Origin of the sequence: Streptomyces sp. NPDC048057 (assembly GCF_040653095.1) — a bacterium.
Lineage (GTDB): Bacteria > Actinomycetota > Actinomycetes > Streptomycetales > Streptomycetaceae > Streptomyces.
In genome coordinates this window covers 221,094-243,927 of the sequence record NZ_JBEZNF010000005.1, presented here as the reverse complement: position 1 = coordinate 243,927, position 22,834 = coordinate 221,094, and the positions used below count along the sequence as shown (strand labels likewise).

Here is a 22,834-nt window from a genome sequence, read left to right as displayed (position 1 = left end):
TCGTCCGCCTGCGGCCCGGGGTGGGCTGCTCAGACGGTGCTGCCCCTAACGGCTTCCGCCCCCGCCCGCAGGCGAACGACGGGGCAGCGAAACAGGGGCGCGGGGAACTGCGCGAACAGCCCACCACCGGGTCGCAGACGGACGAGGGTTTCAGTGGCGCTGGGGGAGCCCCCGTGCCCGCAGGGCACGGGGGGAACTGCGCGACAAGCCACCCTCGGGCGCGCACATAGTCGTCGCGCAGCCCTCACGGCGCTGCCGCGCCTGCCGAGGCAACGGCAGGGCTGCGGCACGCCGGAGGGGCCACGCGGGCAGGCCCGAGAGGTCAGGCCGCGTCGGACGGCAGGGACTGTCGGACGTCGAAGGTGATCCACACGCCGGGCTCCCAGTACACCGCCTTGTCCCGCGCCCGGTCCACGCGGAGGGTGGAGAGCCCCTCGGGGAAGACGTAGTCGCCGTCCCCGGGGAAGGCCATCTTGGTCCAGCTCTCCCACTCCGCGACGGTGCCGGTGATGCGGGACGAGCGCTCGACCGCGGCGGTGACCCGGCCGCCGAGCCGCACCTGGGCCCGGATCCAGGGGTCGAAGGGCTCGCCGTCCTCCCGCTTCCAGTGGGCGTACCCCTCGATGGGCGCGAGGGGGTAGCGGTGCTTCCAGATGGGGCGCACGGGGACGATGAGGTGGGCGAACCCGCGGTCGCGGGTCATCTCGACGAGATGGGTGAGCAGCGCCCGGGAGATGCCGCCGCCCTGGTGGTCGGGGGGCACCTCGACGCCGAGGGCGCACAGCGCGGTGGGCTTCTTGCCGGCGTCCCGGGCGATGAAGGCCGCGCTGATCGAGTCGTCCAGTCCGGAGCCGAGGTCCTCGGGCGTGCCGTCCCAGACCCGGGGCAGGGAGCGCCCCGCGCCCAGGATCTCGTCGCGTTCCTCGTCGTACAGCAGGAACTGGTGGTCCCGGAATTCCTCGAAGAGGCGGTTCCAGTGCGTTTCGTTGATGTCTCCGTGGAGGTTGTACTCGGGGACGACTCCGGCGAAGACCTCGGGGATGCGGTCCCACAGTTCGGGACGCTCGGAATGGTAGACGAATCGTCGACTCATCAGGCGGAACCTTCCCCTACGCCCGTGCCTGCGGCAGGTTTAACGGCTTCCCAGACGATGACGATGGGAATGTCCTGCCAGGCGGCGCGGGCGGCTTCCGCTATGAACTCCTCATAACCTCCAGAGGCGAGCCGGCCGTTGAACACCGGCTCGAAACAGGCCCGCACGGTCAGGCCCGCTTCGGTGAAGGCACGGAAGTAATCGCTCGCCTGGTGGGCGTAGTTCCGTACGAATGCCAGAGCGTCGTCTCCGGCGACGAAATGGCACTGGCCCTGGAGGGTGACGACGAAGGGATGGAGGTCCGAGACGATGACCCGGCCGCCGGGGCGGGTGACCCGGGCCAGCTCGGCGATCGCGGGTCCCGGGTCCGGCAGATGCGTCAGGGCCAGGGTGCTCAGGGCGAGGTCGACGCTGGCGTCGGGGAGCGGCAGCTCCTCCAGCCGGCCCTCGCGGAACTCGGCGTCCGGCGCCTTGCTGCGGGCGTGCGCCAGCATGTCGGGCGACTGGTCGACGCCGATGGTGCGGTAGCCGCGGGAGGTCAGGGCGACGGTCTGGCGGCCGGTGCCGCAGGCGGCGTCGAGCGCGGTGCCGACCGGGCCGGCGTCGAGCAGGCCGTGCACCAGTGGCTCCTCGACCTCGATGAAGGAGTTGGGCAGGGAGTCGTACACGCTCGACCAGATCGCGTAACCGGCGCCGGCGTCCAGTTCGTTCACCGCCGCCCCGGTGCCGGGCAACCCTTCGCCCTCCCCGTCCGCGAATTTCCTGATCTCGGCGACGCGCCGCTCGATGAAGGCGTCGTCCGCGTCGACGGCGCTGCGCAGCAGCGCCAACCCCTCGATGCCCAGGACGAGTTCCCTGGCCCGGAATGTGGAGCTCATTTTTGACATCCTCTCGGCAGGATGGCCCATCAACGTCTGCGCGCTACCCAAACGCTTCGCCCCGCAGTCTCCCGGTGATCCACATGGCCGGAATCCATTGGGGAAAGTCTGGTAATCCCCAGGTCAGTTGTTGTGTCCACCTACCTTCTCTTAGCATCGGCCGCCGCGCCCTGGCGGAAAACAGGGGCCGCGGAAGGGGAGGGGCAAATGATCGAGGGCTATGTGGCCCGGGAGAGCGTGACGGCCGGCGAACGGCTCACGCTCCACGTGTCGACCGACGCGCGCGAGTTCCGCGTCCGCTTCTACCGGCTGGGCAGGACGCTGGAGTTCATGGCGGAGTCCGGGGCCTTCCCCGGGGTGCTGAAGGCCCCGCCGCCGCATCCGGACGGGGTGGCGGGCTCGGCGTCGCCCGCGGTCGACTGGGAGTTCCCCGCGTACCACGTCGAGACGCCCGAGGACTGGCCCCCGGGGATCTATCTGGCGCACCTGGTGGCGGGCGACGCGGCGCACGCCCGGTCGGTGCCGCGGCTCGGGGACGGGGACGTCGAGGGCTTCGAGCGGGAGTTCTTCGTGGTGCGCCCGCGGCAGCCGGGGACGCACGGCCGCATCCTGTACAAGAAGTCCACGTTCACCCGGCACGCGTACAACCGCTCGGACTCCGCGGACGCCCGGCGCGCCGCCAGCCTGTACGACGACCCGGTGTACGGCGAGGGCGTCGACGGCGAGCGGCGGGGCCACAAGGTGAGCATGCGGCGTCCGGGCGGGGTGATCGACCTGGCGTACTGGGACGCCCCGTTCATCGCCTGGCTGGAGCGGTGCGGATACGCCGTCGAGTACTGCACCGACCTCGACCTGCACCGGGATCCGGACCTGCTGGCGCCGTACGACCTGCTGCTGAGCGTGGGCCACGACGAGTACTGGAGCGCGGCGATGCGCGAGCACACCGCGGCGCACCTCGCCGCGGGCGGCAACGTGGCGTTCCTCAGCGCCAACACCTGCTGGTGGCGGGTGCACCTCACGGACGACGACACGGCGTTCGTGTCGGACACCGACCACCACGTGGCCGGCGTCTTCCCGCACCTGCCCGCCACCGACCTGTGGTGGGCCGCGCCGCCGGAGGGGGTGGGCGAGCCGGAGGACGCGCTCACCGGGGTCAGCTTCCGCAACGGCGGGATGTGGCCGAGCACCGAGTGGCCCGGCGACCGGCCGCGCGAGGGGTACCGGGTGCAGCACGCCGACCACTGGGTCTACGCGGGCACCGGGCTGCGCGACGGCTCGGACGGCGGCCCGGTCGACGCGTTGGGCGCGGGCACGCCGCTGATCGGGTACGAGTGCGACGGCGCGGCCTTCGCGTACGACGAACGGGGCGTTGCGCGGGCGACCGGCGCCGACGGTGCCCCCGGGTCGTTCCTGATCCTCGGGATCCACGTGCTCACTCCCGTTCACGACAACTTCCACCGTCCGAAGTGGGGTCACTGGAACTGCGTCGAGCGGGAGCCGGGGGCGACCGGACCCCGCGCCGCCACCATGGGCGTGCACACGATCCCGGGCGGGGGCACGGTCTTCACGGCCGGCACCACGGACTGGTCGGTGGTCTGCGGCCGGGAGGAGGACGCCGGGGTGGTGCGGGTGACCCGCAACGTCCTCGACCGGCTCTCCCGGCGCGCCGACCGTCCCCAGGGCCCTACAGCAGGTCCGTGAGGGCGGACAGGTCGGTGATCCGCACGGCCCCGTCCGGCAGGGGCGGGGCCGTGCCCCGCACCGCCGGATCGGGCCGGTGCAGATGCACCGCCCGCATCCCCCGGGACAGCGGCCCGAGCACGTCCGCCGCCCACATGTCACCGACGAACAGCGCCCGCTCGGGCGCCACCCCGCAGGCGTCCAGGACCGCGTCGTACACGAGCGGGTGCGGCTTGCGCGCCCCCGCCCGGGCGGAGGTCACCACGACGTCCACCAGGTCGGCCAGGCCGGTCCGCTCGACGGCCCGGTCCAGGTCCCAGTACCAGTTGGAGCAGATCGCCACCGTCAGCCCGCGCTCCCGCACGGCGACGAGGGCGGCCCGGACGTCGCCGAACGCCTCCAGGGTCAGGCTCTTGGTGGCCCGGTCCAACTCGACAGCGAGGTCCGCCGCCTGGTCCGCGGGGACGCCGCAGTCGAGCGCCCGGCGACGCAGCCGGTCCCGCTCCCAGGCCACGTAGGTCTCCTGCGTCGTCGAGTGGGTGCGGTGCTCCTCGCCGTCCCCCGGGCCGACCGACCACTGGTCGCCCCAGCGCGCCGCCGGGCCGTCCAGCCCACGGGCCCGGAAGACGGACTCGTGGGTGGGCGGCAGCGGCGGCACCATACGGACGAGCGTGCCGTAGAAGTCGAAGACGACCGCTGCGACGGCACCCGGCCGGGCGGGCCGCACCGACCGGGCGGTCCGTACGGTGCCCATGCCGTCAGTACCGTCCGTGACGGCGGGGGAAGTAGTCCTGGCAGTCCCCCTCGCGTTCGATGTCGACGGTCGCACAGTGCAGCCCGCCGCCGAAGGGGCCGACCGCGCGGAACGGCACCGGCACGATCTCGAAGCCGTACCCCGCCAACTGCTCGGAGAGGCGCACCTCGTTCTCCTCGATGCAGAGGGTGTTCTCGTCGATGTTGAGCATGTTGCCGGCGAGCCAGGGGCTGCAGAAGGACAGCTTGGGCGGGTGGTCCCAGCTCGCGGGCTGCACCGCCTCGACGATCTCCCAGTCGTTGAGCTTGAAGAAGTCCATCAGCTCGGGGTCGGCCAGCCGCTCGCCGCAGTGCAGCACGAGGCCGGGGCGCAGCGGCACCCAGGTGGCGTCGATGTGCAGGGGGTGGCTGTTGGTGGAGGTCACCGAGTGCACCCGGTGGTCGGGGAAGTGCCGCTTGAGCCAGTCGAAGCCGCTGCGGTTGGTGACGAAGGAGAGCTGGACGAAGAGGTCCTTGCCGAACCGGGCGATGTCGGCGGCGTCGAAGAGCGGCTCCTCCTCGGTCAGGACCAGGTCGTAGTCCCGGACCTTGGCGAGCTGCACGTCCGTCGGGAGTTCGTTGTAGGTGTCCCAGAAGTCCACGTGGTAGCTGGCGTCGGTCAGCCGCGGCTTGGGGGCGGCCTCCCAGCGCATCCGGGGGTCGGCCCGGAAGAGGTCCTGGAGCAGGGGCCGGTAGGCGAGGTACTCGAACCACCGGCTGCGGTACGACATGGTCGCTTCGAGGACCTCGTTGCCGACGGTCAGCAGCAGGTCGCGGGGCGGCATGCAGCCCGACATGGTCTCGTGGGTCCAGTCCGGCGTGGAGACCTGCTGGTTGAAGTCGAGGGGGGTCGGCCGGTCGACCCGGATGCCGCGCCGGCGCAGCATCTCGGCGAAGGAGTCGAGCTGTTCGTTGGCCTCGGCCGTCATGTCCTCGGGCATCGGCCCGTAGGTGCCGAGGGGGAAGCCGTCCTCGGGGAAGTCCCGCCGGACCGCGGGTTCGGGCGCCTGCACCACCGCGGCGTCGGCCCTGCCGACGACGACGTGGCGCAACGGGTCCCAGCCGTTCCACGAGTTGACGCGTACGGGACGCTCGCTGGAATCGTCCGTCGTCGTGCCGTGCTCAGTCACCGAGCTACACCCTTCGATAGGTGACGCGTGAAAGATCGCGTGGATCGGGAAGATCGCAACAGATCACGAGAAAAATGAGCCAGGGCAAGCAGGACCGTCAAGGAGCCCTCGTGGCTCATCCTCATCATTCACGCCAATTCGAACGGGCCGCAAGGTCGTTGTATCGCACCACCACCCACAGCCGTGTCCTTAGACGCAAAGGGCACGGCGATGCAGGAACATTTCAAAAACCCGTGCGACGTCCTGGCCAAAAAGCGCTCCCCGGGTAGTTTGCGGCGCTCCGCTGGGTAGATAGCAGCCCGGTTCGACCAGCACTCGAAAGGTGGACAGTCATGCGAAGGCCATGGTCACGCACCGCCACTTGGGCTGCCGGTGCGGTTTCCCTCGTACTGCTCGCGTCCGGATGTGATTCCTCCGGTTCTTCGGGCTCCCGGGGCGGTGGTGGCGAATCCGGCGATCTCACGGTCTGGCTGACCATCGACGCCCGGGAGAGCTGGCCCGATCTGATCACGACGACCAACAAGCGCTTCGCCGAGCGATATCCGGACGTGACGGTGAAGGTGCAGTACCAGCAGTGGACCAGCAAGAACCAGAAGATCGACGCCGCATTGGCCGGCCGCGACGTACCAGATGTGGTGGAGATGGGCAATAGCGAGACGACGAATTACATCATCAATGGCGCGTTCACCGCGGTTGACGAAGCGGACTTCGACCATTCCGGTGACTGGTTACCGGCCCTGGCCGACGCCTGTCGTCTGGACGGGAAGACCTACTGCGTGCCGTACTACGCGGGCGCGCGCGTGGGGATCTACCGCACCGATCTGTTGAAGCAGGTGGGAGTCGTGAAACCGCCCGCCAGCTATCCGGAAATGATCCAGGTGCTGGACAAGTTGAAGGCCCGGTTCGGAGCTTCGAACAAGAAGTTTTCAGCCTTCTACATGCCGGGCCGCTACTGGAACGCTGCCATGGCCTACGTGAAGGACGCCGGCGGCGAGATGGCGGTGCAGAAGGACGGGCGCTGGCGCGGCGCGCTCTCCTCCCCCGAGTCGATCAAGGGCCTGACCGCCTGGAAGAAGCTGATCGACGACTACTACACCGGCGACCGCTCCAAGGACAACAGCGACGAGCCCGGCGTGGTCGGCCAGGGCAACGTCGGCATGTTCTACGGGAACACCTGGGAGGCGAACGCCGCGGCCGACCCGCGCGCCGGCGGCAACCCGGCGATGCGGGGGAAGTTCGCCACGTTCCCCTTCCCCGGCCCGTCCGGCGAGCTGATGCCGCCCTTCCTCGGCGGCTCCATGCTCGCGATACCGGCCAAGTCGAAGAAGGCGGACGCGGCGAAGGAGTGGATCCGGCTCTTCACCGACCGGGAGTCCCAACGCCAGCTGATCAAGGCGGAGACGCTGCCGAACAACACCGTGCAGCTGCGCGAGGTGCCCGCCGACGGCATCAACGGCGCCGCCGCCGTGGCGGCCACCCGCGGCTGGGTCACTCCGCTCGCCCCCGGCTGGGTGGCCGTGGAGAAGTCCAACGTGCTGCCGGCGATGCTCCAGTCGATCGCGACCGGCAAGAAGTCGATCGAGGACGCGACGCGCGACGCCGACCGGGAGATCGACGCGGTCATCAACGACAACTGACCGCGGCGAGGGCGGCGCGCGCGCCCGCCCCCGCCCGACACGTGTCACGCACTCCGGTGCCCCCGGTGCTCCCGCGCCGGGGAGCCCGTAGCACCTGAACACCGGTCCCGCCCGACGCCGTGCCGGACCGGCCCCACCGCCTCCGATCGTACCCACCCGTCCGGTCGCACCCAGCTGTCCGATCGCACGCCGTCGTCCGATCGTGCGCGCCGGCCACGTCGCCGGCGCGCCGGCCGACCGTGCGCCCCGACGTCCGCGTACCCGTCCGACCGCGTGCGCCCGCGCGAACCCGGGGCGTCGTGCGGCCCACCCCCCACCACACCCGAGAGGCCCGCCATGGCGACCGCAGGTCCGCCACACCCAGCGAGCGCGCCCCCGCTCCCGTCCGCCCCGCCCGTCGGCAAGGACGGCACGCGCCGGGACCGCAGACGCGCCCCGGTCCGCCGGCGCCGCGCCGCGGTGCCGTACGCCCTGATCGCCCCCACGGTCCTGGCGCTCGTCGCCGTCCTCGGCTACCCCCTCGTCGAGTTGGTGCTGCTGTCGTTCCAGGACATGACCCGGCGCGAGCTGTTCGCCGGGACCGAACCGCCCTGGGTCGGGCTGCGGCAGTACCGGACGATCCTCAGCGACGGCTTCTTCTGGCGGGTCGTCGCGCGCACCGCGGTCTTCACCGTCGTGTGCACCGCGGTCACCATGACCGTCGCGATGCTCGTCGCGCTGCTGATGCGCCGGGTCTCCCCCTGGGTGCGGATCGCCACGGGCACGGTCCTGGTCATGGTGTGGGCCATGCCGGTGATGGTCGCCGCCGCCGTCTTCCGCTGGCTGGTCGACCCGGACTTCGGGGTCGCCAACTGGCTGCTCAGCCTGGTCCCGGGCGTCTCCCTGGACGGGCACAACTGGTTCGAGGAGCCCTGGCAGGGCTTCGCCGTGATCGCCGCGGTCGTGATCTGGGGCTCGCTGCCCTTCGCCGTCATCACCCTCCAGGCCGCGCTCACCCAGGTGCCGCCGGAGCTGGAGGAGGCCGCCCGGGTCGACGGCGCCGAGGGGCCGCGGCTCTTCTGGCACGTCACCCTCCCGGTGATCAGACCGGCGTACGTGATGGTGACCTCGCTGACCGCGATCTGGAACTTCGGCGTGTTCAACCAGATCTGGCTGATGCGCTCGGGGACGCCGGAGAAGGAGTACTACCTCCTCGGCGTCCACTCGTTCATCGAGTCCTTCGCCGTCAACCGCTACAGCGCGGGCGCCGCCATCGCGGTCGTCACCGTGCTGCTGCTGCTCGTCGGAGCGGTGGTCTACGTGCGCCAGCTGATCAAGATGGGAGAGGCCGAGTGAGCCGCGTTCGTCGGGGCCCCGGACGGGGCCGCAGGCTGCGGGCCGACGTGCTCGGGCTGCTGTTCTGCGCCGTGATGGCCTTCCCGGTCTACTGGATGCTGCTGACCGCGCTGCGGCCCCCGGCCGACGTCCGCGCCACCCCGCCGAAGCTCTGGCCCACCGGGCTGACGCTGGACCACTTCCGCCGGGCCATGGAGTCGGAGACGTTCTGGTCCAGCGTGCGCGCCAGCGCCCTGGTCGGCGTGGGCACCGTGGTGGTCTCCCTGGTGATCGGGGTGCTGGCGGCGTACGCCGTGGCCCGCTTCGCCTTCCTCGGCCGGCGGGTCTTCGTCCTCGCCATCCTCTCGGTGCAGATGATCCCGCTGGCGGGCCTGATCATCCCGATCTACCTGCTGCTGAGCGAGGCGGGGCTGACCGACAGCCTGGTCGGGGTGGTGCTCACCTATCTGGTCTTCATGCTGCCGTTCACGGTGTGGCTGCTGCGCGGCTTCATCGTCTCCATCCCCGCGGAGTTGGAGGAGGCTGCCATGGTGGACGGCTGCACCCGGGCGGGCGCCTTCCGCCGGGTGCTGCTGCCGCTGCTCGCCCCCGGGCTCGTCGCCACCTCCCTCTACTCGCTGGTGCAGGCGTGGAACGAGTACGTCCTCGCCTACGTGCTGCTGTCCAGCAACGACAAGCAGACCGTGTCCATCTGGCTGGTGACCTTCCAGACCAGTTTCGGCACGGACTACGGCGCGATGATGGCGGGCGCCACCCTCACCGCCCTCCCCGTCGTGGTGTTCTTCCTGATCGTCCAGCGGCGGGTGGCCGCGGGGCTCGCTGCGGGAGCCGTCAAGGGATGACCGCACGGGGGCCGCCTAGGGAGTGTCTTGTGGGTCGGGCTGGACGAGTGAGCGGGGTCTGGTGTCGTGCATCGCAAGGCGGAGGAAGAAGTCGACGCGGAGCGTCGGCGACCGACGACAACGCAGGGAGGCGCGGCACCAGGACACGCGAGCCCGGCAGGACCCACAAGACACTCCCTCAGTCCACCCACCCGACGCGCGACCCCGGAGGGGGTACGCCCCGGCGCGCTTCGCCGGCCCCCGACGGACCAACACCGGACCCGGGCCCTTCGCCCGCGCTCCGCACGACACCCAGCAGGAGATCACCTGTGACGTTCGACCGTCTTGACCTGGTGTCCAAGCTCTACCAGCCGTCCGGCTGGCCCCGCGTCCTGGAGGCGGCCGCGGGACAACGCTCCACCGGACCGCTCGTGGTGGACCTCGACCCCACCACGTTCTGCGATCTGGCCTGCCCCGAGTGCATCAGCGGCAAGCTGCTGAACCAGGGGCGCTTCACCCCCGAACGCCTCGCCGAACTGGCCCATGAACTCGTCGAGATGTCCGTCCGCGGCGTGGTCCTCATCGGCGGCGGCGAGCCGCTGGCCCACCGCGGCACCCGGAAGGTGCTCCAGATACTCGGCGAGGCGGGCATCGCCATCGGCGTGGTCACCAACGGGACCATGATCCAGCAGAACCTGGACGAGTTGGCGCAGTACGCCTCCTGGGTGCGGGTGTCCATGGACGCCGGCACCAGCGAGACGTACGGCATCTTCCGCCCGGACCGCAAGAACCGCAGCGTCTTCGACAAGGTGATCGCCAACATGCGACTGCTGGCGGAGGCCAAGAAGGGCGCCCTCGGCTACTCGTTCCTGGTCATGACCAGGCGGCAGCCGGACGGGACCGTGGTGAGCAACCACCACGAGGTCCTCACCGCCGCCAGGCTGGCCCGGGACATCGGCTGCGACTACTTCGAGACCAAGGCGATGTTCGACGACGAGCACCACGTCATCCAGGTGTCCGAGGACATCCTCGGCTCCGTCGACGAGCAGTTGCGCGAGGCGCGGGAGCTGACGGACGACACGTTCGAGATCGTGAACTCCTCCACGCTGACCTCGCTGCGCAACCGGGTCGGACCGGTGCAGCCCAAGGACTACCAGCGCTGCCCGGTGGCCGAGTTGCGCACCCTGGTCACGCCGTCCGGGGTGTACGTCTGCTCCTACCACCGCGGCAATCCGCTGGCCAAGATAGGTGACGCGGTGACCGAACCGCTCCCGGACATCTGGGCCGCCTCCGACCGCGGGATCGTCGACCCCAGCCGGGACTGCCGGTTCCACTGCGCACGCCATCGCTCCAACCTCGAACTGCACCAGATCGGGGCCGGAGCGACGGCGTCCGAGCCGTCAGTGGACTACGACCCCTTTATTTAGGGGCGTCGACCGCCGGGGCGGGTGCGCCCGCCCCGGCGGCGAGTCCGGCCGAGGCCCGGGTGGGGATCACCCGGGCCTCGGGCCGTACGGCGCCCAGCGCCTCGCGCAGCGCTTCGACCTCGTCGTCGAGCGACGCGGTCGGGCAGATCCCGACCAGGGCGCCCCCGCCGCCGGCGCCGCTGAGCTTCAGCCGCAGCCCGGTGGCGGCGCGGGCCGCCTCGCGCAGGTCCTCCAACAGCGGCGTGGACATGCCCTGGTGGTCCCGCATGGTGGTGTGGGCCCGGTCCATCGCCGCCCCGAGCCCGTCCAGGTCGCGGGCGCCGATCGCCCACCAGGCGTCGGCCGACGCCTGGTCCGCCTCCTTCAGATAGGCGGCGAGGGCCGCGTCCCCGCGGGCGAGTTGGGCCCGGACGACCCGGATGTGGTCGCTGGTGTCCTTGGCGGACGCGGAGTCCACCACGACCACGGCCCACTGAGCGGGGAAGACGGTGCGCTCCAGGACCGCGGGCAGCCCGGTGGGCCGACCGTCCAGGAGCAGGGCGTCCCCCTCGATGACCGCGAGGTGGTCCATCCCGCCGCCGTTGAAGTGGGCGAACTCGAACTCGTACGCCCACTGGGCGAGGGTGCCGGGCGACGGCGGTGGCGCCCCGGCCGGGTCGGCGGCGGCCGTGTGGTCGGTGTAGGCGCGGAACAGCGCGACGATCAGCGCGGTCGACGACGACAGCCCGCTGGCGGCCGGGGCCCGGCTCTGCACCACGACGGCGGGCGGACGGGGGCCGAGCCCCGGCGTCCGCGCGCGCAGGAAGTCCCACACCTGCTCGGCCCAGTCCCCGCGGGGCGGCGGTGCCCCGCCGGGGACGCGGGTCACCGTGGTCGGCAGGTCCAGCGCGAGGCTGACGCTGCGGCCCCCGAGCCAGTCCAGGTCCTCGCCGGACAGGCACGCCCGGCAGGGCACGCTGACGGGTATGTGCTCCTGGTCGTTCATCGGGCCTGGAACCTTCCCGTGGCGGTGTGCTCGTGGAACATCTCCAACACCACGGCCGTGGACGGCAGCAGCGGCTGCGGCGCCCGGTCGAGGGGGTGGAAGTCGGCCTGGCGCACCTCGTCGAGGCCCGGCGAGAGCTCGCCGGACCAGGCGCGGGCCGCGAAGCAGAGGGCGAAGCAGTGGGTGACGTCCCCGTTGGGGTAGGTGAGGGTGTGGACCTCGGGGTCGGAGAGGGAAGCGAAGGGCACCAGGTCCTCGCGCCGGACCACCAGCCCGGTCTCCTCCTTCACCTCCCGCACGGCGGCGTCCGCGAAGTCGCCGCCCTCCTCGCACGCCCCGGCCGGGATCTCCCAGAGTCCGTTGTCGGCGCGCTGTTGGAAGAGCGCGCGGCCCTCCTCGTCCACCAGCAGGACCTGTGCGCCCGGCACCAGGAGCCGTCGGTGGCCCACCTCCTGCCGCAGTGACCAGATGTAGGAGCCGATGTATCCCACGTGTGCGGATCTCCTTCCACGCCCCGGCCGGCGGCCGGACGTCGGTTCACGCCCCGGCCGGCACCCGGCCGTCGGAGTGCCCAGTCTCACGCCTGCCCCGTGAGCCAGTCGGGAACGGCGGCCGGCGTGGCGTTCAGCCAGCGCACGTACCGCTCGACGCCCTCGCGCACGGTGATCTCCGGGGTCCAGCGCATCAGTTCGCGCAGCCGGTCGGTGGCCGCGTAGCCGCCGAGCGGGTCGTCCGCGGGGCGCGGGGTGGTGACGAAGCGCGCCCCGGGGAAGTGCGGGGCGATCAGTTCGCCGACCTCGCGCACGGACGTCGGTATGCCGGTGCCGACGTTCACCGTCTCGCCGACGACGCCGTCCTCGACGAGCGCGAGCGCGGTGGCCGCGGCGATGTCGTCGACGTGGACGAGGTCGCGGACCTGGACGCCGCCGCCGTTGAGGTGCATCGGCAGGCCGACCCGGGCGTGCATGGCGAGCCAGGCGACCATCCAGGAGTGGCTGCCGGGCTTGGGGACCTGGGGGTCTCCGTAGACGGAGAAGTACCGCAGGATCGCGTAGTCGGTGCCGGTGCCGGCGAGCAGCAGCCGGGTCTGGTGCTCGGCCCACAGCTTGGAGTTGGCGTACACCGACAGCGGGTGCGGCGCCTGCTCCTCGCTGAAGCGCTGGACCCCGTTCGTGGGCGACGTCCCGTTTCCGTACACGGCCGCCGAGGAGACGAAGACCATCCGGCGCACGCCGGCGGTGGCCGCCTCCTCCAGGACGACCTCGGTGCCCTCGACGTTGGCCGCGAAGGCGATGTCGGGGCGTCGGGTGCAGGCGGCGACGTCGGCGAAGGCGGCGGCGTGCACCAGGTACTCCGCCCCGGTCAGCACCCGGCGCACCGCTTCCCGGTCCCGGACGTCGCCCACGACCAGCTCCGTGCCCGAGCTGTGCGCGCCGAACATCTCGTGCGTGGACTCGGGGTAAGCGTCCATCCGGTCCAGTACGGTGACCTCCGCGTCGACGCCGCGCAGCAGCCCGGTCAGCCTGCTGCCCACGAGTCCGGCGCCGCCGGTGACCACGACCCGGGCCCCCGCGAGCTTCTCCAGCCGGGCGGTCACGGAATTCCCCGCGGCCGTTTCCCCACCCGTTCCAGCCGTCACACCCATGCCAACTCCTCCGTCGCCGATGCTGATACGCATCGGCCTGTCGATACGCAGGTGAATCGTGCAAAGCCAGCATGACGATCTTCAACGGGCCTAACCAGGGCGCCTTTTTGGCACTCTTGCGGGCCCCGAAAGCCACGACGTACTGTCCGGATCCGTATGCGGCCGACGCACTTCAGCAATCACCATTCGGCCAACGGCGGAAAGTAGCTGCACGACAGAGCACTGCACTTCAGAGCAGGGTGAAACACATCGGAGCACGGAGGAATGCGTGACGCGTTATCGCCTGAGTGGCGCGGTGATGACCCATCCGAAACGATTGCCGGCAGCCGAGGCACTGGCCGGATCGGCACCCCCGGGAGCCTTACGGGTCGTCATGGACCCCGACCCGGGCGGTCGGCCGTCGGTCCTGCGCACGGCCCTGGCGGCGTGGTCGGCGATCGAGGAGGACGCCACCCACCACCTGGTGGTGCAGGACGACATGTTGTTGTCGGAGACCTTCTTCGAACGGGCCCGCGCCGCGGTGCGGGAAATGCCGGACGCGGCCCTCGCCCTGTTCGCCCTGTGGGACGCCCGCAACGGCGCAGCGGTGCGTTTGGGGGCCATGACGGGGGCGCGCTGGGTGGGTTCGGTCAACGAGTACTTTCCCTGTGTCGCCATCGTGCTGCCGCGCGAGGTCGCCACCGGTTTCGTGGAATACGGCAGACGGCGCCTGGACGCCTGGCCCGATGACATCCTGATGTACCGCTACCTGCGCGACCGCGGGATTCCTTCGTACGTTTCGGTGCCGAGCCTGGCCGAACACGACGACCGCGGGAGCATTTCCGGCAACGCATTTCGCGGGCCGCGCCGTTCGGTGTGCTTCCTGCCCGACGACCGTCCGGGGAACGAAGGGGCGCGGTTGGAGGGGCTGCGGGTCGTGCCGTTCTTCAAGCACGGGGTGGCCCAGTGCGCCGTCCGGCAGGACGGACCGGGTCCGGAACGCTGGCTCCACCTGGAGTGCGAGTCGTATCTGGAAGGGTCCGGCATCCGCATGCAGAGACTGGATTCGGCCATGCTCGGATTGACCGAAGTGCAGGACCGGGAGGCGGTCCGCGGGACGTGGCTGACCTCGTTCGCCCTCGGGCTCGTGCACCGGCGGGAGGGTCGGGGCGGTGCGCTCGACCCCGACGCCGATCCGGTGCTCGCCGAGGCGCTGGCGACGATCGGCCCCGGCGGGATCAGCCACCGCCGCGGCGAGGAGCAGATCACCGAGGTGCGCGACGCCCTGGCGCGCGTCGCCCGGGCGGGACTTGAGGCGGGGTTGGCCGCCGGGGAGCGCCGCACCCCGACGGGGCACGGATCGCGGGCCGCGCGGGTCCCCGCGCCCGCCGTGGGGCTGGTCGGCGGGGCGAGTCCGCTGGGCGAGCACCTGGCCCGCGGTCTGACCGACCGCGGGTGCCGGGTGACCGCCCTGGGGACAGAGGGCGGTCATCCGGCAGCGGGACGCCCGACGCCGGGGCTGGACGCGGTGGTCGACCTCGGGCCGCTGCACCACCACGGCGAGCGGACGCCGGCGAGCGTCGTCGTACGGCTGCTCGACCGCGCCGACGGCACGGTGCGCAGTACGCACACGCTGTACGCCGGTGACCTGTACGGCCCGGGGTGCTCGCGCGACTCGGCGATCGGGCGCATGGTCTGGGACGCGGTGCGCTACCAACCGGTCGTCGTCACCGAGCCGCCGGGCCCGGACCTGCGTCCGCTGCACACGGCCGACCTGGTGGACGCCGTCGCCCACGCGGTGACCGCTCCGGTGAAGGAGCGTGCGGTCCTGCTGCCCGTCGGGGAGCCGCTCGCGGTGCGTCACGTGGCCGACGCGGTACGGGAGTCCGTGCGCCCGGTCCCGTTGGAGGCCGTCGCCCCCGGGGACCGCCCGGGCCGCCGGGCCCGCCTGGAGGGCCTGGGCCTACCGGGCCTGCCGCCCCTTGAGGGCTGGAAGCCGGTCCGGGAGTTGCACCACGGACTGCACACCTTCGCCCAGTGGTTGGCGTACGAGGGGATCCGGCACGCGCCCGACTAGACCCTGGTCCGATCCGGGCCCTAGGCGCGCTTGCGGGCGCGGGCCAGGACCATCGCGCCGCCGCCGAGGCCGAGCAGCACGGCGGCGCCACCGGCGACGTACATCGTGGTGGCGCTGCCGCCGGTCTCGGCGAGGTTCTCGTCCGAGGGGGTGGAGCCGCCCTGCTCCTTCGGGCCCGGGGCGGGCGGGGACTGCGGCTTCGGCTGCTCGGGCTGCTCGGGCTTGGGGGCCGGCGCGGCCTTCGGGGCCTCGCAGGTCGCCTTGACGAGGGTCACGTTGCCGTTGACCTCGGCCACGTTCAACTTGAGCGGGTTGACGTTGACGTTGAGTTCGAGCGCGGTGGCCGCGGCGGTGCGGGAGGTGGTCTCGCGCTTGGAGAGGTCCAGCGTGACCTCGCCGACGCCGGGCACCGTGATCTGCGTACGGCCGCCCGCGCTGAGGGTGACCTTCTGGCCGAGGACCTTCACGTGGCCGAGGAGGTTCGACTCGGCGACGGGCTTCTTGCCGGCCTCGCACACGGCCTTCGACGTGACCTGCTCGACCTCGATCAGGGAGAGCAGCGGCAGGCCGGGGACGTGCACCTTGGCGCGGGCCAGGTTCACGTACCCCTCGGCGCGCTGCTTGTCCACGGTGGCCCGGGAGGTGGCGACGTCCGCCCGCAGGACCTCGAAGGGCCGGCCCTCGTCGACCCCGTCCAACCGCACGCTGAGCCCGGTCTTCTCCGCGCTCGCGGGCGCCTTCACCTCGTTCAGGGACACGCTGAGGGGAAGGTTGACGGTCTTGTTGAGCAGGGAGACGTCCAGCCCGGTGCGCAGGACGACCGCGCTCGCGCGCCCCTCTTCGCCGCCGCCCGTGGCGTGGGCCGGGCCGGCGAGCGCGACGGGTGCCGCGACGAGGGCGACGGCCGCCGTGACGGCGGCGCAGCGGCGGGCGGGCACGCGCAAGGCATTGCTGTTCAAGGTGTGGAACCCCCACAAGAGGAATGACGTCGTCCGTCGACCACGGGGACACGTGGCGACGGGCGACCGAGACGCCTCATCTTTACGCACTGAGAGTGAACCGACGGCTACCAGGCGTCAGTTCACTCCAAAGGGGGGTTTCCGGCCGCGCTTTCGATTCATGAGGCACGTGCGTTCCTTCTGGCCCCTGTTTTCCCACCCCACGGGGTACGTGCGCCACCACCGACGGGCCGCGGTGAACTTCGGCTGAAAAGAGATCAACGACGGCTCACCGCCGAACGTCACGGCCGGTCAACAGAGCGCCTCGACGCACCGCTTGCGGCTCAGCCGACGATCCGCCCGTTGAGGACCACCCGGAGCGGGTCCGCCAGCGCCCGGACGTCCGCGCGCGGATCGCTCCCGTACACCACCAGGTCGGCCGGTGCGCCCTCCTCCAGCGCGGGGCGGCCCAGCCACGCCCGCGCCTTCCAGGTGGTGGCCGCCAGCGCCTCGACGGGCGGGATCCCGGCCTTGACCAGCTCGGCGACCTCGGCGGCGACCAGGCCGTGCGGCAGCGAGCCGCCCGCGTCGGTGCCGACGAAGACCGGGATGCCGGCGTCGTAGGCGTTGCGGACCGTGTCGTAGCGGCGCGCGTGCAGCCGTCGCATGTGCGCCGCCCAGCCGGGGAACTTGGCCTCGCCGCCGTCCGCAAGCGACGGGAAGGTGGCGATGTTGACCAGGGTCGGGACGATGGCGACGCCGCGTTCGGCGAAGAGCGGAATGGTGTCGTCGGTGAGCCCGGTGGCGTGCTCGATGCAGTCGATTCCGGCCTCGACGAGGTCGCGCAGCGAGTCCTCGGCGAAGCAGTGCGCGGTGACCCGCGCGCCCAGCCGGTGCGCCTCGGCGATGGCCGCTTCGACCGCTCCGCGCGGCCAGCAGGCGGTCAGGTCGCCGGCTTCGCGGTCGATCCAGTCGCCGACCAGCTTCACCCAGCCGTCGCCGCGGCGCGCCTCCCGGGCGACGTAGGCGACCAGGTCGGCCGGCTCGATCTCATGGGCGTAGTTGCGGATGTAGCGACGGGTGCGGGCGATGTGCCGCCCCGCCCGGATGATCTTCGGCAGATCGGCGCGGTCGTCGATCCAGCGGGTGTCGGCCGCCGAGCCGGCGTCCCTGATCAGCAGGGCACCGGCGTCCCGGTCGGTGAGCGCCTGCTTCTCGCTGGTGGCGTCGTCCACCGCGCCGTGCCGGTCGAGCCCGACGTGGCAGTGGGCGTCCACCAGCCCGGGCAGCGCCCAGCCCGTCACGGTCACGGCCTCACCGACCGGCCGGTCGTAGGTGACGCGCCCGTCGACCACCCACAACTCGTCCCGGACGTCCTCCGGGCCGACGAGCACCCGCCCCTTCACGTGCAGCACCGCGTGATCGCTCATGTCTGCACTGTACGAGGGGGCCGCCGCGCCCTGGGTACCCTCGATCGAGCGGCCGGATCGCACCGGCCGAAACCCATCGAAAGCACCGGGTACCGGCCGGGCCCGCACCGACTCGGCGCCACCCGCTCGACGATCCGAAGAAGGCACCCACCGTGACCCATCCGTTCCTGGACCTGCCCCCGTTGACCGCCGAGCGCTTCGCGGCGATCGAGCGCCGGGTGGCCGCGCTGCTCGACACCGAGCAGGACGTCGTGATCACGCAGGGCGAGGCGCTGCTGCCGCTGGAGGGCTGCATCCGCTCCGGCGCCCGACCGGGCTCGACCGCACTGAACGTCGTCACCGGCCCGTACGGGCAGACCTTCGGGAACTGGCTGCGGGACTGCGGCGCCACCGTCGTCGACCTGGAGGTGCCGTTCCACACCGCGGTCACCGCCGAGCAGGTGGCGCAGGCGCTGGCCGCGCACCCGGAGATCGACTTCGTCTCCCTGGTGCACGCGGAGGCGGCGACCGGCAACACCAACCCGGTGGCGGAGATCGGCGAGGTCGTCCGGGCGCACGGCGCGCTGTTCATGCTGGACGCGGTGGCGTCGGTGGCCGCGGAGCCGCTGCTGCCGGACGCCTGGGGCGTGGACCTGTGCGTGATCGGCGCGCAGAAGGCGATGGGCGGTCCGGCGGGGGTGTCGGCGGTGTCCGTGAGCGGGCGCGCCTGGGAGCGCTTCGCGGCCAACCCGGCCGCGCCGCGCCGCTCGTACCTCTCCCTGCTGGACTGGAAGGAGCGCTGGATCGACGGCGGACGGCGGGCGCTGCTGCACGCGCCGGCGCAGTTGGAGATGTTGGCGCTTCAAGCGTGCGTGGAGCGCATCGAGTCGGAGGGGCTGGCGGCGGTGACGACCCGGCACGCCCATGCCGCGGCGGCCACGCGGGCGGGCGTGGTGGCGCTCGGGGGCGGCCTTGAGCCGTACGTCCACGACGCCCGGGACGCGGCGCCGGTGGCGACGACGCTGCGTGCGCCGTCCGGGGTGAACGCCGCCGAGCTGGTCGCCCGGGCGCTGGCGGCCGACCCGTCGCTGCCGCTGGTGGCCGGCGGCGGGGCGCTGGCCAAGGAGATGATCCGGGTGAACCACTACGGGGTGGACGCGACCCGCGGCGCGGTGCGCTCCTCGCTGGCGGCGCTCGGTGCCGCGCTGGTCGAGCTCACCCCGGGCACCACGGTGGACCTGGAGGCGGCCGGCCGCGCGATCTCCGACACCTGGGCCTAGGACGCGCCCCGGGACGCATCCCCTTCGGATACGCCCCAGCACCTATCGCCCTGGGAAATCAAAAGAAACTCCCACGCAAATCAAAATGACGGGGAGCCGCCTTTACGCAGGCAGCTCCCCGTTTTCTTCTGCCCGGGTTTCCGGAGCCTAAACGCTAAAGTTCCGACAGGGAAAACCGGCCTTCACGAAGATGTGACCTACTCCACACCATGCCCGTTTAGCGGCTTATTTACCGGACAAAGAGGGACATATTCCCGCCCTCTCTGCGGTCAGGTCGCGCCCGCGCGATAACACATCACTTCACATCACCCAACCCCTCACCGCCATGCATATATTGAATTCAATCGGTAAATTGCCTGGACATGACCGCCGCGCAAGACGACCTTGTACGAGCCTCATCCAACACCCCCCGAAGCGAATTCACCGTCATCGAAACCCCACGGGTCGAAGACGGAGCCGCGATCTGGCGCATCGCCCGCGACTCCGAGGTCCTGGACCTCAATTCCCCGTACAGCTATCTGCTGTGGTGTCGTGACTTCGCCGCCACCTCGTTGGTGGCCCGGGACGCGACCGGTGGGGCGATCGCCTTCGTCACCGGCTACGTGCGGCCGGACCGGCCCGAGGCGCTGGTCGTCTGGCAGGTCGCGGTGGACCGCGACCACCGCGGGCGCGGGCTCGCGGGCACCCTGCTGGACGCGCTGACCGCGCGCGTCACCGAAGGACGGGGCGTGCGCGAGGTGGAGACCACCGTCACCCCCGACAACGCCGCGTCGGACCGGCTGTTCACCGCGTACGCCCGACGCCAGGGCGCCCGGCTGGAGCGCGAAGTGCTCTTCGCCGAGGACGTCTTCCCCCACCGGGAGACCGACCGCACCGGTGCGCCGACCGGGGACCACCAGCCCGAGATCCTCTACCGCATCGGTCCGTTGGCCGCCTGACCAGCGGTCCCGCGCACCGAAGCGCACCGACGAACGGCACAGCGCAGCCACGGACGACGTCGCCCGCCGTTCACCTCCGCCCACCGCCCCGTCCGGCGACCACCCCCTGTTGGAGGCAGAGCCCCATGACCATCACCCCGCCCGCCATGAGCGTCTTCGAAGCCCTGGAGTCCGAGGTCCGCTCCTACTGCCGGGGGTGGCCCGCCGTCTTCGACCGCGCGCAGGGCAGCCGGCTGACCGACGAGGACGGCCACAGCTACCTCGACTTCTTCGCCGGCGCCGGCTCGCTCAACTACGGGCACAACAACCCGGTCCTCAAGCGGGCCCTGCTCGACTACCTCGAACGCGACGGCATCACCCACGGCCTGGACATGGCGACCACGGCGAAACGCACCTTCCTGGAAGCCTTCCAGAACATCGTGCTGAGCCCGCGCGACCTGCCGTACAAGGTCATGTTCCCCGGCCCGACCGGCACCAACGCGGTGGAGGCGGCGCTCAAGCTGGCCCGCAAGGCGAAGGGCCGCGAGCCGGTCGTCTCGTTCACCAACGCCTTCCACGGCATGTCGCTGGGGTCCCTCGCGGTCACCGGCAACGCCTTCAAGCGCGCCGGCGCCGGCATCCCGCTGGTGCACGGCACGCCGATGCCGTTCGACAACTACTTCGACGGCACCGTACCGGACTTCCTCTGGTTCGAGCGGCTGCTGGAGGACCAGGGCTCCGGCCTGGACAAGCCCGCGGCCGTGATCGTGGAGACCGTGCAGGGGGAGGGCGGCGTGAACGTGGCGCGCCCCGAGTGGCTGCGCTCGCTCAAGGCCCTGTGCGAGCGGCAGGACATGCTGCTGATCGTCGACGACGTCCAGATGGGCTGCGGGCGCACCGGGGGCTTCTTCTCCTTCGAGGAGGCGGGCATCACCCCGGACATCGTCACCCTGTCCAAGTCGATCAGCGGCTACGGGCTGCCCATGTCGCTCTGCCTGTTCCTGCCGGAGCTCGACCTGTGGGAGCCGGGCGAGCACAACGGCACCTTCCGCGGCAACAACCCGGCGTTCGTCACGGCCACGGCGGCGCTGGAGACGTACTGGACCGACCGCGAGATGGAGAAGCAGACCCTGGTGCGCGGCGAGCAGGTCGAGCAGGGACTGCTCGCACTCGCCGGGGAGAGCGCGGAGCCGGACTTCAGCTTCCGCGGCCGGGGCCTGGTCTGGGGGCTGGAGTTCGCCGACGGCGAGCGCGCCGCGGCGATCTGCGCCCGCGCCTTCGAGTTGGGGCTGCTGCTGGAGACCTCCGGTCCGCGCGGCGAGGTGGTGAAGCTGCTGCCCGCGCTCACCGTCACCCCCGCGGAGCTGGACGAGGGCCTGCGGATCCTCGCCCGGGCCGTGCGCGAGACCGCCTGAGGCACGCCGCCCCGACCCCTGACACCCCTCGTCACCTTCGAGTTCAGAAAGGCACCACCACTGTGATCGTACGTTCACTCAAGGAGATCCAGGACACCGAACGCCACGTCAGAGCGGCCTCCGGGACCTGGGAGAGCAAGCGCCTGATCCTCGCCAAGGAGAAGGTGGGGTTCTCGCTCCACGAGACCGTGCTGTACGCCGGCACGGAGACGTCCATGTGGTACGCGAACCACGTCGAGGCCGTGCTCTGCGTGGAGGGCACCGCCGAGTTGACCGACGACGAGACCGGCGAGGTCCATCTGATCGAGCCGGGCACGATGTACCTGCTCGACGGCCACGAGCGCCACACCATGCGCCCCGTCACCGACTTCCGTTGCGTCTGCGTCTTCAACCCGCCGGTCACCGGCCGCGAGGACCACGACGAGAACGGCGTCTATCCGCTACTCACCGAGGAGGGCTGAAGCATGACCACCGCCACCCGCACCCCCGTCGTCGAGGACCTCTACCCGAGCCGCGGCCCCGCCGAGGTGGTGACGCCGCGCCAGGAGCCGGTCGTGTGGTCCGCGCCCGGCGCACCCGGCCCCGCCACCTCCGGGGACCTCGCCTCGTACGAGCGCGACGGCTTCCTCGGCGTCGAGGACCAGATCACCGACGACGAGGTCCGCCTGTACCGCACCGAGATGGAGCGGCTGATCGCCGATCCCGCCGTGCGCGCCGACGAGCGGGCCATCGTGGAGTCGCGGTCGCAGAAGGTGCGTTCGATCTTCGAGGTGCACCGGCTCAGCGAGGTCTTCGCGGCGCTGGTGCGCGACGAGCGCGTGGTGGGCCGGGCCCGGCAGATCCTCGGCTCGGACGTGTACGTCCACCAGTCCCGGATCAACGTGAAGCCGGGCTTCGGCGCTTCGGGCTTCTACTGGCACTCGGACTTCGAGACCTGGCACGCCGAGGACGGCATGCCGAAGATGCGGGCGGTCTCGGTCTCCATCGCGCTGACGGAGAACCGGGACACCAACGGCGGGCTGATGATCATGCCCGGCTCGCACCGGACGTTCCTGGGATGCGCGGGCGCGACGCCCGAGGACAACTACAAGAAGTCGCTCCAGATGCAGGACGCGGGCACGCCGTCCGACGGCGCGCTGACGCGGTTCGCCGACGACCACGGCATCCGGCTGTTCACCGGGCGGGCCGGCTCGGCGACCTGGTTCGACTGCAACTGCATGCACGGCTCGGGGGACAACATCACCCCGTATGCGCGCAGCAACGTCTTCATCGTCTTCAACAGCGTGGAGAACGCGGCCGTGGAGCCGTTCGCCGCGCCGGTGCGCCGGCCGGAGTTCATCGGGGCCCGCGACTTCACCCCGGTGCGGTAGGACGGGCGGCAACGGCGAGGTCCTTT

At 71.4% G+C, this 22,834-nt stretch carries 20 protein-coding genes; 11 read left to right on the top strand and 9 right to left on the bottom strand.

Going from position 1 to position 22,834, the window contains the following annotated elements; translation table 11 throughout:
- Window positions 1-322: 322 nt before the first annotated feature.
- Together AB0E05_RS07845 and AB0E05_RS07840 are read right to left on the bottom strand one after the other, a co-directional pair.
- Window positions 323-1,093, bottom strand: coding sequence for a GNAT family N-acetyltransferase (locus tag AB0E05_RS07845; protein WP_361960422.1), 771 nt, complete (start codon window positions 1,091-1,093; stop codon window positions 323-325).
- Window positions 1,093-1,971, bottom strand: coding sequence for a class I SAM-dependent methyltransferase (locus AB0E05_RS07840; protein ID WP_361960420.1), 879 nt, complete (start codon window positions 1,969-1,971; stop codon window positions 1,093-1,095). The genes AB0E05_RS07845 and AB0E05_RS07840 overlap by 1 nt, the downstream gene beginning before the upstream one ends.
- A gap of 207 nt (window positions 1,972-2,178) precedes the next feature.
- Between AB0E05_RS07840 and AB0E05_RS07835 the strand changes: the two genes are divergently transcribed.
- A complete protein-coding gene (locus AB0E05_RS07835; protein ID WP_361960418.1) occupies window positions 2,179-3,672 on the top strand; it encodes a N,N-dimethylformamidase beta subunit family domain-containing protein in 1,494 nt (497 codons plus the stop codon).
- Here AB0E05_RS07835 and AB0E05_RS07830 read toward each other — a convergent pair.
- The gene (locus tag AB0E05_RS07830; RefSeq protein ID WP_361960416.1) at window positions 3,656-4,405 is read right to left on the bottom strand and encodes an HAD family hydrolase; all 750 of its coding nucleotides are present in this window, start codon (window positions 4,403-4,405) and stop codon (window positions 3,656-3,658) included. The genes AB0E05_RS07835 and AB0E05_RS07830 overlap by 17 nt on opposite strands.
- Window positions 4,406-4,409: 4 nt before the next feature.
- Window positions 4,410-5,573: a serine/threonine protein kinase gene (locus AB0E05_RS07825; RefSeq protein ID WP_361960414.1), complete on the bottom strand. Its 1,164-nt coding sequence runs from the start codon at window positions 5,571-5,573 to the stop codon at window positions 4,410-4,412.
- A gap of 332 nt (window positions 5,574-5,905) precedes the next feature.
- Between AB0E05_RS07825 and AB0E05_RS07820 the strand changes: the two genes are divergently transcribed.
- The 4 genes from AB0E05_RS07820 to AB0E05_RS07805 all read left to right on the top strand — a co-directional run bounded on the left by AB0E05_RS07820 (window position 5,906) and on the right by AB0E05_RS07805 (window position 10,793).
- A complete protein-coding gene (locus AB0E05_RS07820; RefSeq protein ID WP_361960412.1) occupies window positions 5,906-7,210 on the top strand; it encodes an extracellular solute-binding protein in 1,305 nt (434 codons plus the stop codon).
- Window positions 7,211-7,546: 336 nt separating this feature from the next.
- Window positions 7,547-8,545 carry a sugar ABC transporter permease gene (locus AB0E05_RS07815; protein WP_361960410.1) on the top strand — a complete coding sequence of 333 codons (999 nt, stop codon included), beginning with the start codon at window positions 7,547-7,549 and terminating at the stop codon, window positions 8,543-8,545.
- 74 nt (window positions 8,546-8,619) lie between these two features.
- The gene (locus tag AB0E05_RS07810) at window positions 8,620-9,387 is read left to right on the top strand and encodes a carbohydrate ABC transporter permease (RefSeq protein ID WP_361960582.1); all 768 of its coding nucleotides are present in this window, start codon (window positions 8,620-8,622) and stop codon (window positions 9,385-9,387) included.
- A gap of 308 nt (window positions 9,388-9,695) precedes the next feature.
- A complete protein-coding gene (locus tag AB0E05_RS07805) occupies window positions 9,696-10,793 on the top strand; it encodes a radical SAM protein (protein WP_361960408.1) in 1,098 nt (365 codons plus the stop codon).
- On the opposite strand, the gene AB0E05_RS07800 is transcribed toward AB0E05_RS07805, so the two are convergent.
- The 3 genes from AB0E05_RS07800 to AB0E05_RS07790 form a co-directional block, all read right to left on the bottom strand.
- Window positions 10,786-11,778, bottom strand: a complete 993-nt coding sequence (locus AB0E05_RS07800) for a galactokinase (RefSeq protein WP_361960406.1) — start codon at window positions 11,776-11,778, stop codon at window positions 10,786-10,788. The two genes, AB0E05_RS07805 and AB0E05_RS07800, sit on opposite strands and share 8 nt — an antisense overlap.
- Window positions 11,775-12,269, bottom strand: coding sequence for an NUDIX domain-containing protein (locus AB0E05_RS07795; RefSeq protein ID WP_361960404.1), 495 nt, complete (start codon window positions 12,267-12,269; stop codon window positions 11,775-11,777). Before AB0E05_RS07795 ends, AB0E05_RS07800 begins: the two co-directional genes overlap by 4 nt.
- 86 nt (window positions 12,270-12,355) lie before the next feature.
- Window positions 12,356-13,375 (bottom strand): NAD-dependent epimerase/dehydratase family protein, encoded by a 1,020-nt coding sequence (locus AB0E05_RS07790; protein ID WP_361960402.1) that lies wholly within the window; start codon window positions 13,373-13,375, stop codon window positions 12,356-12,358.
- Between the two features lie 421 nt (window positions 13,376-13,796).
- On the opposite strand from AB0E05_RS07790, the gene AB0E05_RS07785 reads away from it, so the two are divergent.
- The gene (locus AB0E05_RS07785; protein ID WP_361960400.1) at window positions 13,797-15,479 is read left to right on the top strand and encodes a hypothetical protein; all 1,683 of its coding nucleotides are present in this window, start codon (window positions 13,797-13,799) and stop codon (window positions 15,477-15,479) included.
- A 20-nt stretch (window positions 15,480-15,499) separates the two neighbouring features.
- Here AB0E05_RS07785 and AB0E05_RS07780 read toward each other — a convergent pair whose 3' ends face one another.
- Entirely contained in the window at window positions 15,500-16,438 is a 939-nt protein-coding gene (locus tag AB0E05_RS07780; RefSeq protein WP_361960398.1) for an SCO1860 family LAETG-anchored protein, read from the bottom strand.
- Between the two features lie 323 nt (window positions 16,439-16,761).
- Entirely contained in the window at window positions 16,762-17,847 is a 1,086-nt protein-coding gene (locus AB0E05_RS07775) for an amidohydrolase family protein (protein ID WP_361960396.1), read from the bottom strand.
- 152 nt (window positions 17,848-17,999) lie between these two features.
- Here AB0E05_RS07775 and AB0E05_RS07770 point away from each other — a divergent pair, with 152 nt between their 5' ends.
- The 5 genes from AB0E05_RS07770 (at window position 18,000) to thpD (ending at window position 22,808) form a co-directional block, all read left to right on the top strand.
- Window positions 18,000-19,106: an aminotransferase class V-fold PLP-dependent enzyme gene (locus AB0E05_RS07770; protein ID WP_361960394.1), complete on the top strand. Its 1,107-nt coding sequence runs from the start codon at window positions 18,000-18,002 to the stop codon at window positions 19,104-19,106.
- Between the two features lie 362 nt (window positions 19,107-19,468).
- Window positions 19,469-20,044 (top strand): diaminobutyrate acetyltransferase, encoded by a 576-nt coding sequence (ectA, locus tag AB0E05_RS07765; RefSeq protein ID WP_361960392.1) that lies wholly within the window; start codon window positions 19,469-19,471, stop codon window positions 20,042-20,044.
- A gap of 125 nt (window positions 20,045-20,169) precedes the next feature.
- Window positions 20,170-21,438 carry a diaminobutyrate--2-oxoglutarate transaminase gene (gene ectB, locus AB0E05_RS07760; protein WP_361960390.1) on the top strand — a complete coding sequence of 423 codons (1,269 nt, stop codon included), beginning with the start codon at window positions 20,170-20,172 and terminating at the stop codon, window positions 21,436-21,438.
- Window positions 21,439-21,500: 62 nt separating this feature from the next.
- On the top strand, window positions 21,501-21,899 hold the full coding sequence (locus tag AB0E05_RS07755; RefSeq protein ID WP_361960388.1) for an ectoine synthase: 399 nt from the start codon (window positions 21,501-21,503) through the stop codon (window positions 21,897-21,899).
- Window positions 21,900-21,902: 3 nt separating this feature from the next.
- Window positions 21,903-22,808, top strand: coding sequence for an ectoine hydroxylase (gene thpD / locus AB0E05_RS07750; protein ID WP_361960386.1), 906 nt, complete (start codon window positions 21,903-21,905; stop codon window positions 22,806-22,808).
- Window positions 22,809-22,834: the final 26 nt, after the last annotated feature.

What these genes read in the sequence shown, in the direction of transcription:
- AB0E05_RS07845 (WP_361960422.1), bottom strand. Translation starts at nt 1,093, where the DNA reads ATGAGTCGACGATTCGTCTACCATTCCGAGCGTCCCGAACTGTGGGAC.
- AB0E05_RS07840 (WP_361960420.1), bottom strand. Translation starts at nt 1,971, where the DNA reads ATGAGCTCCACATTCCGGGCCAGGGAACTCGTCCTGGGCATCGAGGGG.
- AB0E05_RS07835 (WP_361960418.1), top strand. Translation starts at nt 2,179, where the DNA reads ATGATCGAGGGCTATGTGGCCCGGGAGAGCGTGACGGCCGGCGAACGG.
- AB0E05_RS07830 (WP_361960416.1), bottom strand. Translation starts at nt 4,405, where the DNA reads ATGGGCACCGTACGGACCGCCCGGTCGGTGCGGCCCGCCCGGCCGGGT.
- AB0E05_RS07820 (WP_361960412.1), top strand. Translation starts at nt 5,906, where the DNA reads ATGCGAAGGCCATGGTCACGCACCGCCACTTGGGCTGCCGGTGCGGTT.
- AB0E05_RS07815 (WP_361960410.1), top strand. Translation starts at nt 7,547, where the DNA reads ATGGCGACCGCAGGTCCGCCACACCCAGCGAGCGCGCCCCCGCTCCCG.
- AB0E05_RS07810 (WP_361960582.1), top strand. Translation starts at nt 8,620, where the DNA reads ATGGCCTTCCCGGTCTACTGGATGCTGCTGACCGCGCTGCGGCCCCCG.
- AB0E05_RS07800 (WP_361960406.1), bottom strand. Translation starts at nt 11,778, where the DNA reads ATGAACGACCAGGAGCACATACCCGTCAGCGTGCCCTGCCGGGCGTGC.
- AB0E05_RS07785 (WP_361960400.1), top strand. Translation starts at nt 13,797, where the DNA reads ATGGACCCCGACCCGGGCGGTCGGCCGTCGGTCCTGCGCACGGCCCTG.
- AB0E05_RS07775 (WP_361960396.1), bottom strand. Translation starts at nt 17,847, where the DNA reads ATGAGCGATCACGCGGTGCTGCACGTGAAGGGGCGGGTGCTCGTCGGC.
- ectA (WP_361960392.1), top strand. Translation starts at nt 19,469, where the DNA reads ATGACCGCCGCGCAAGACGACCTTGTACGAGCCTCATCCAACACCCCC.
- ectB (WP_361960390.1), top strand. Translation starts at nt 20,170, where the DNA reads ATGACCATCACCCCGCCCGCCATGAGCGTCTTCGAAGCCCTGGAGTCC.
- thpD (WP_361960386.1), top strand. Translation starts at nt 21,903, where the DNA reads ATGACCACCGCCACCCGCACCCCCGTCGTCGAGGACCTCTACCCGAGC.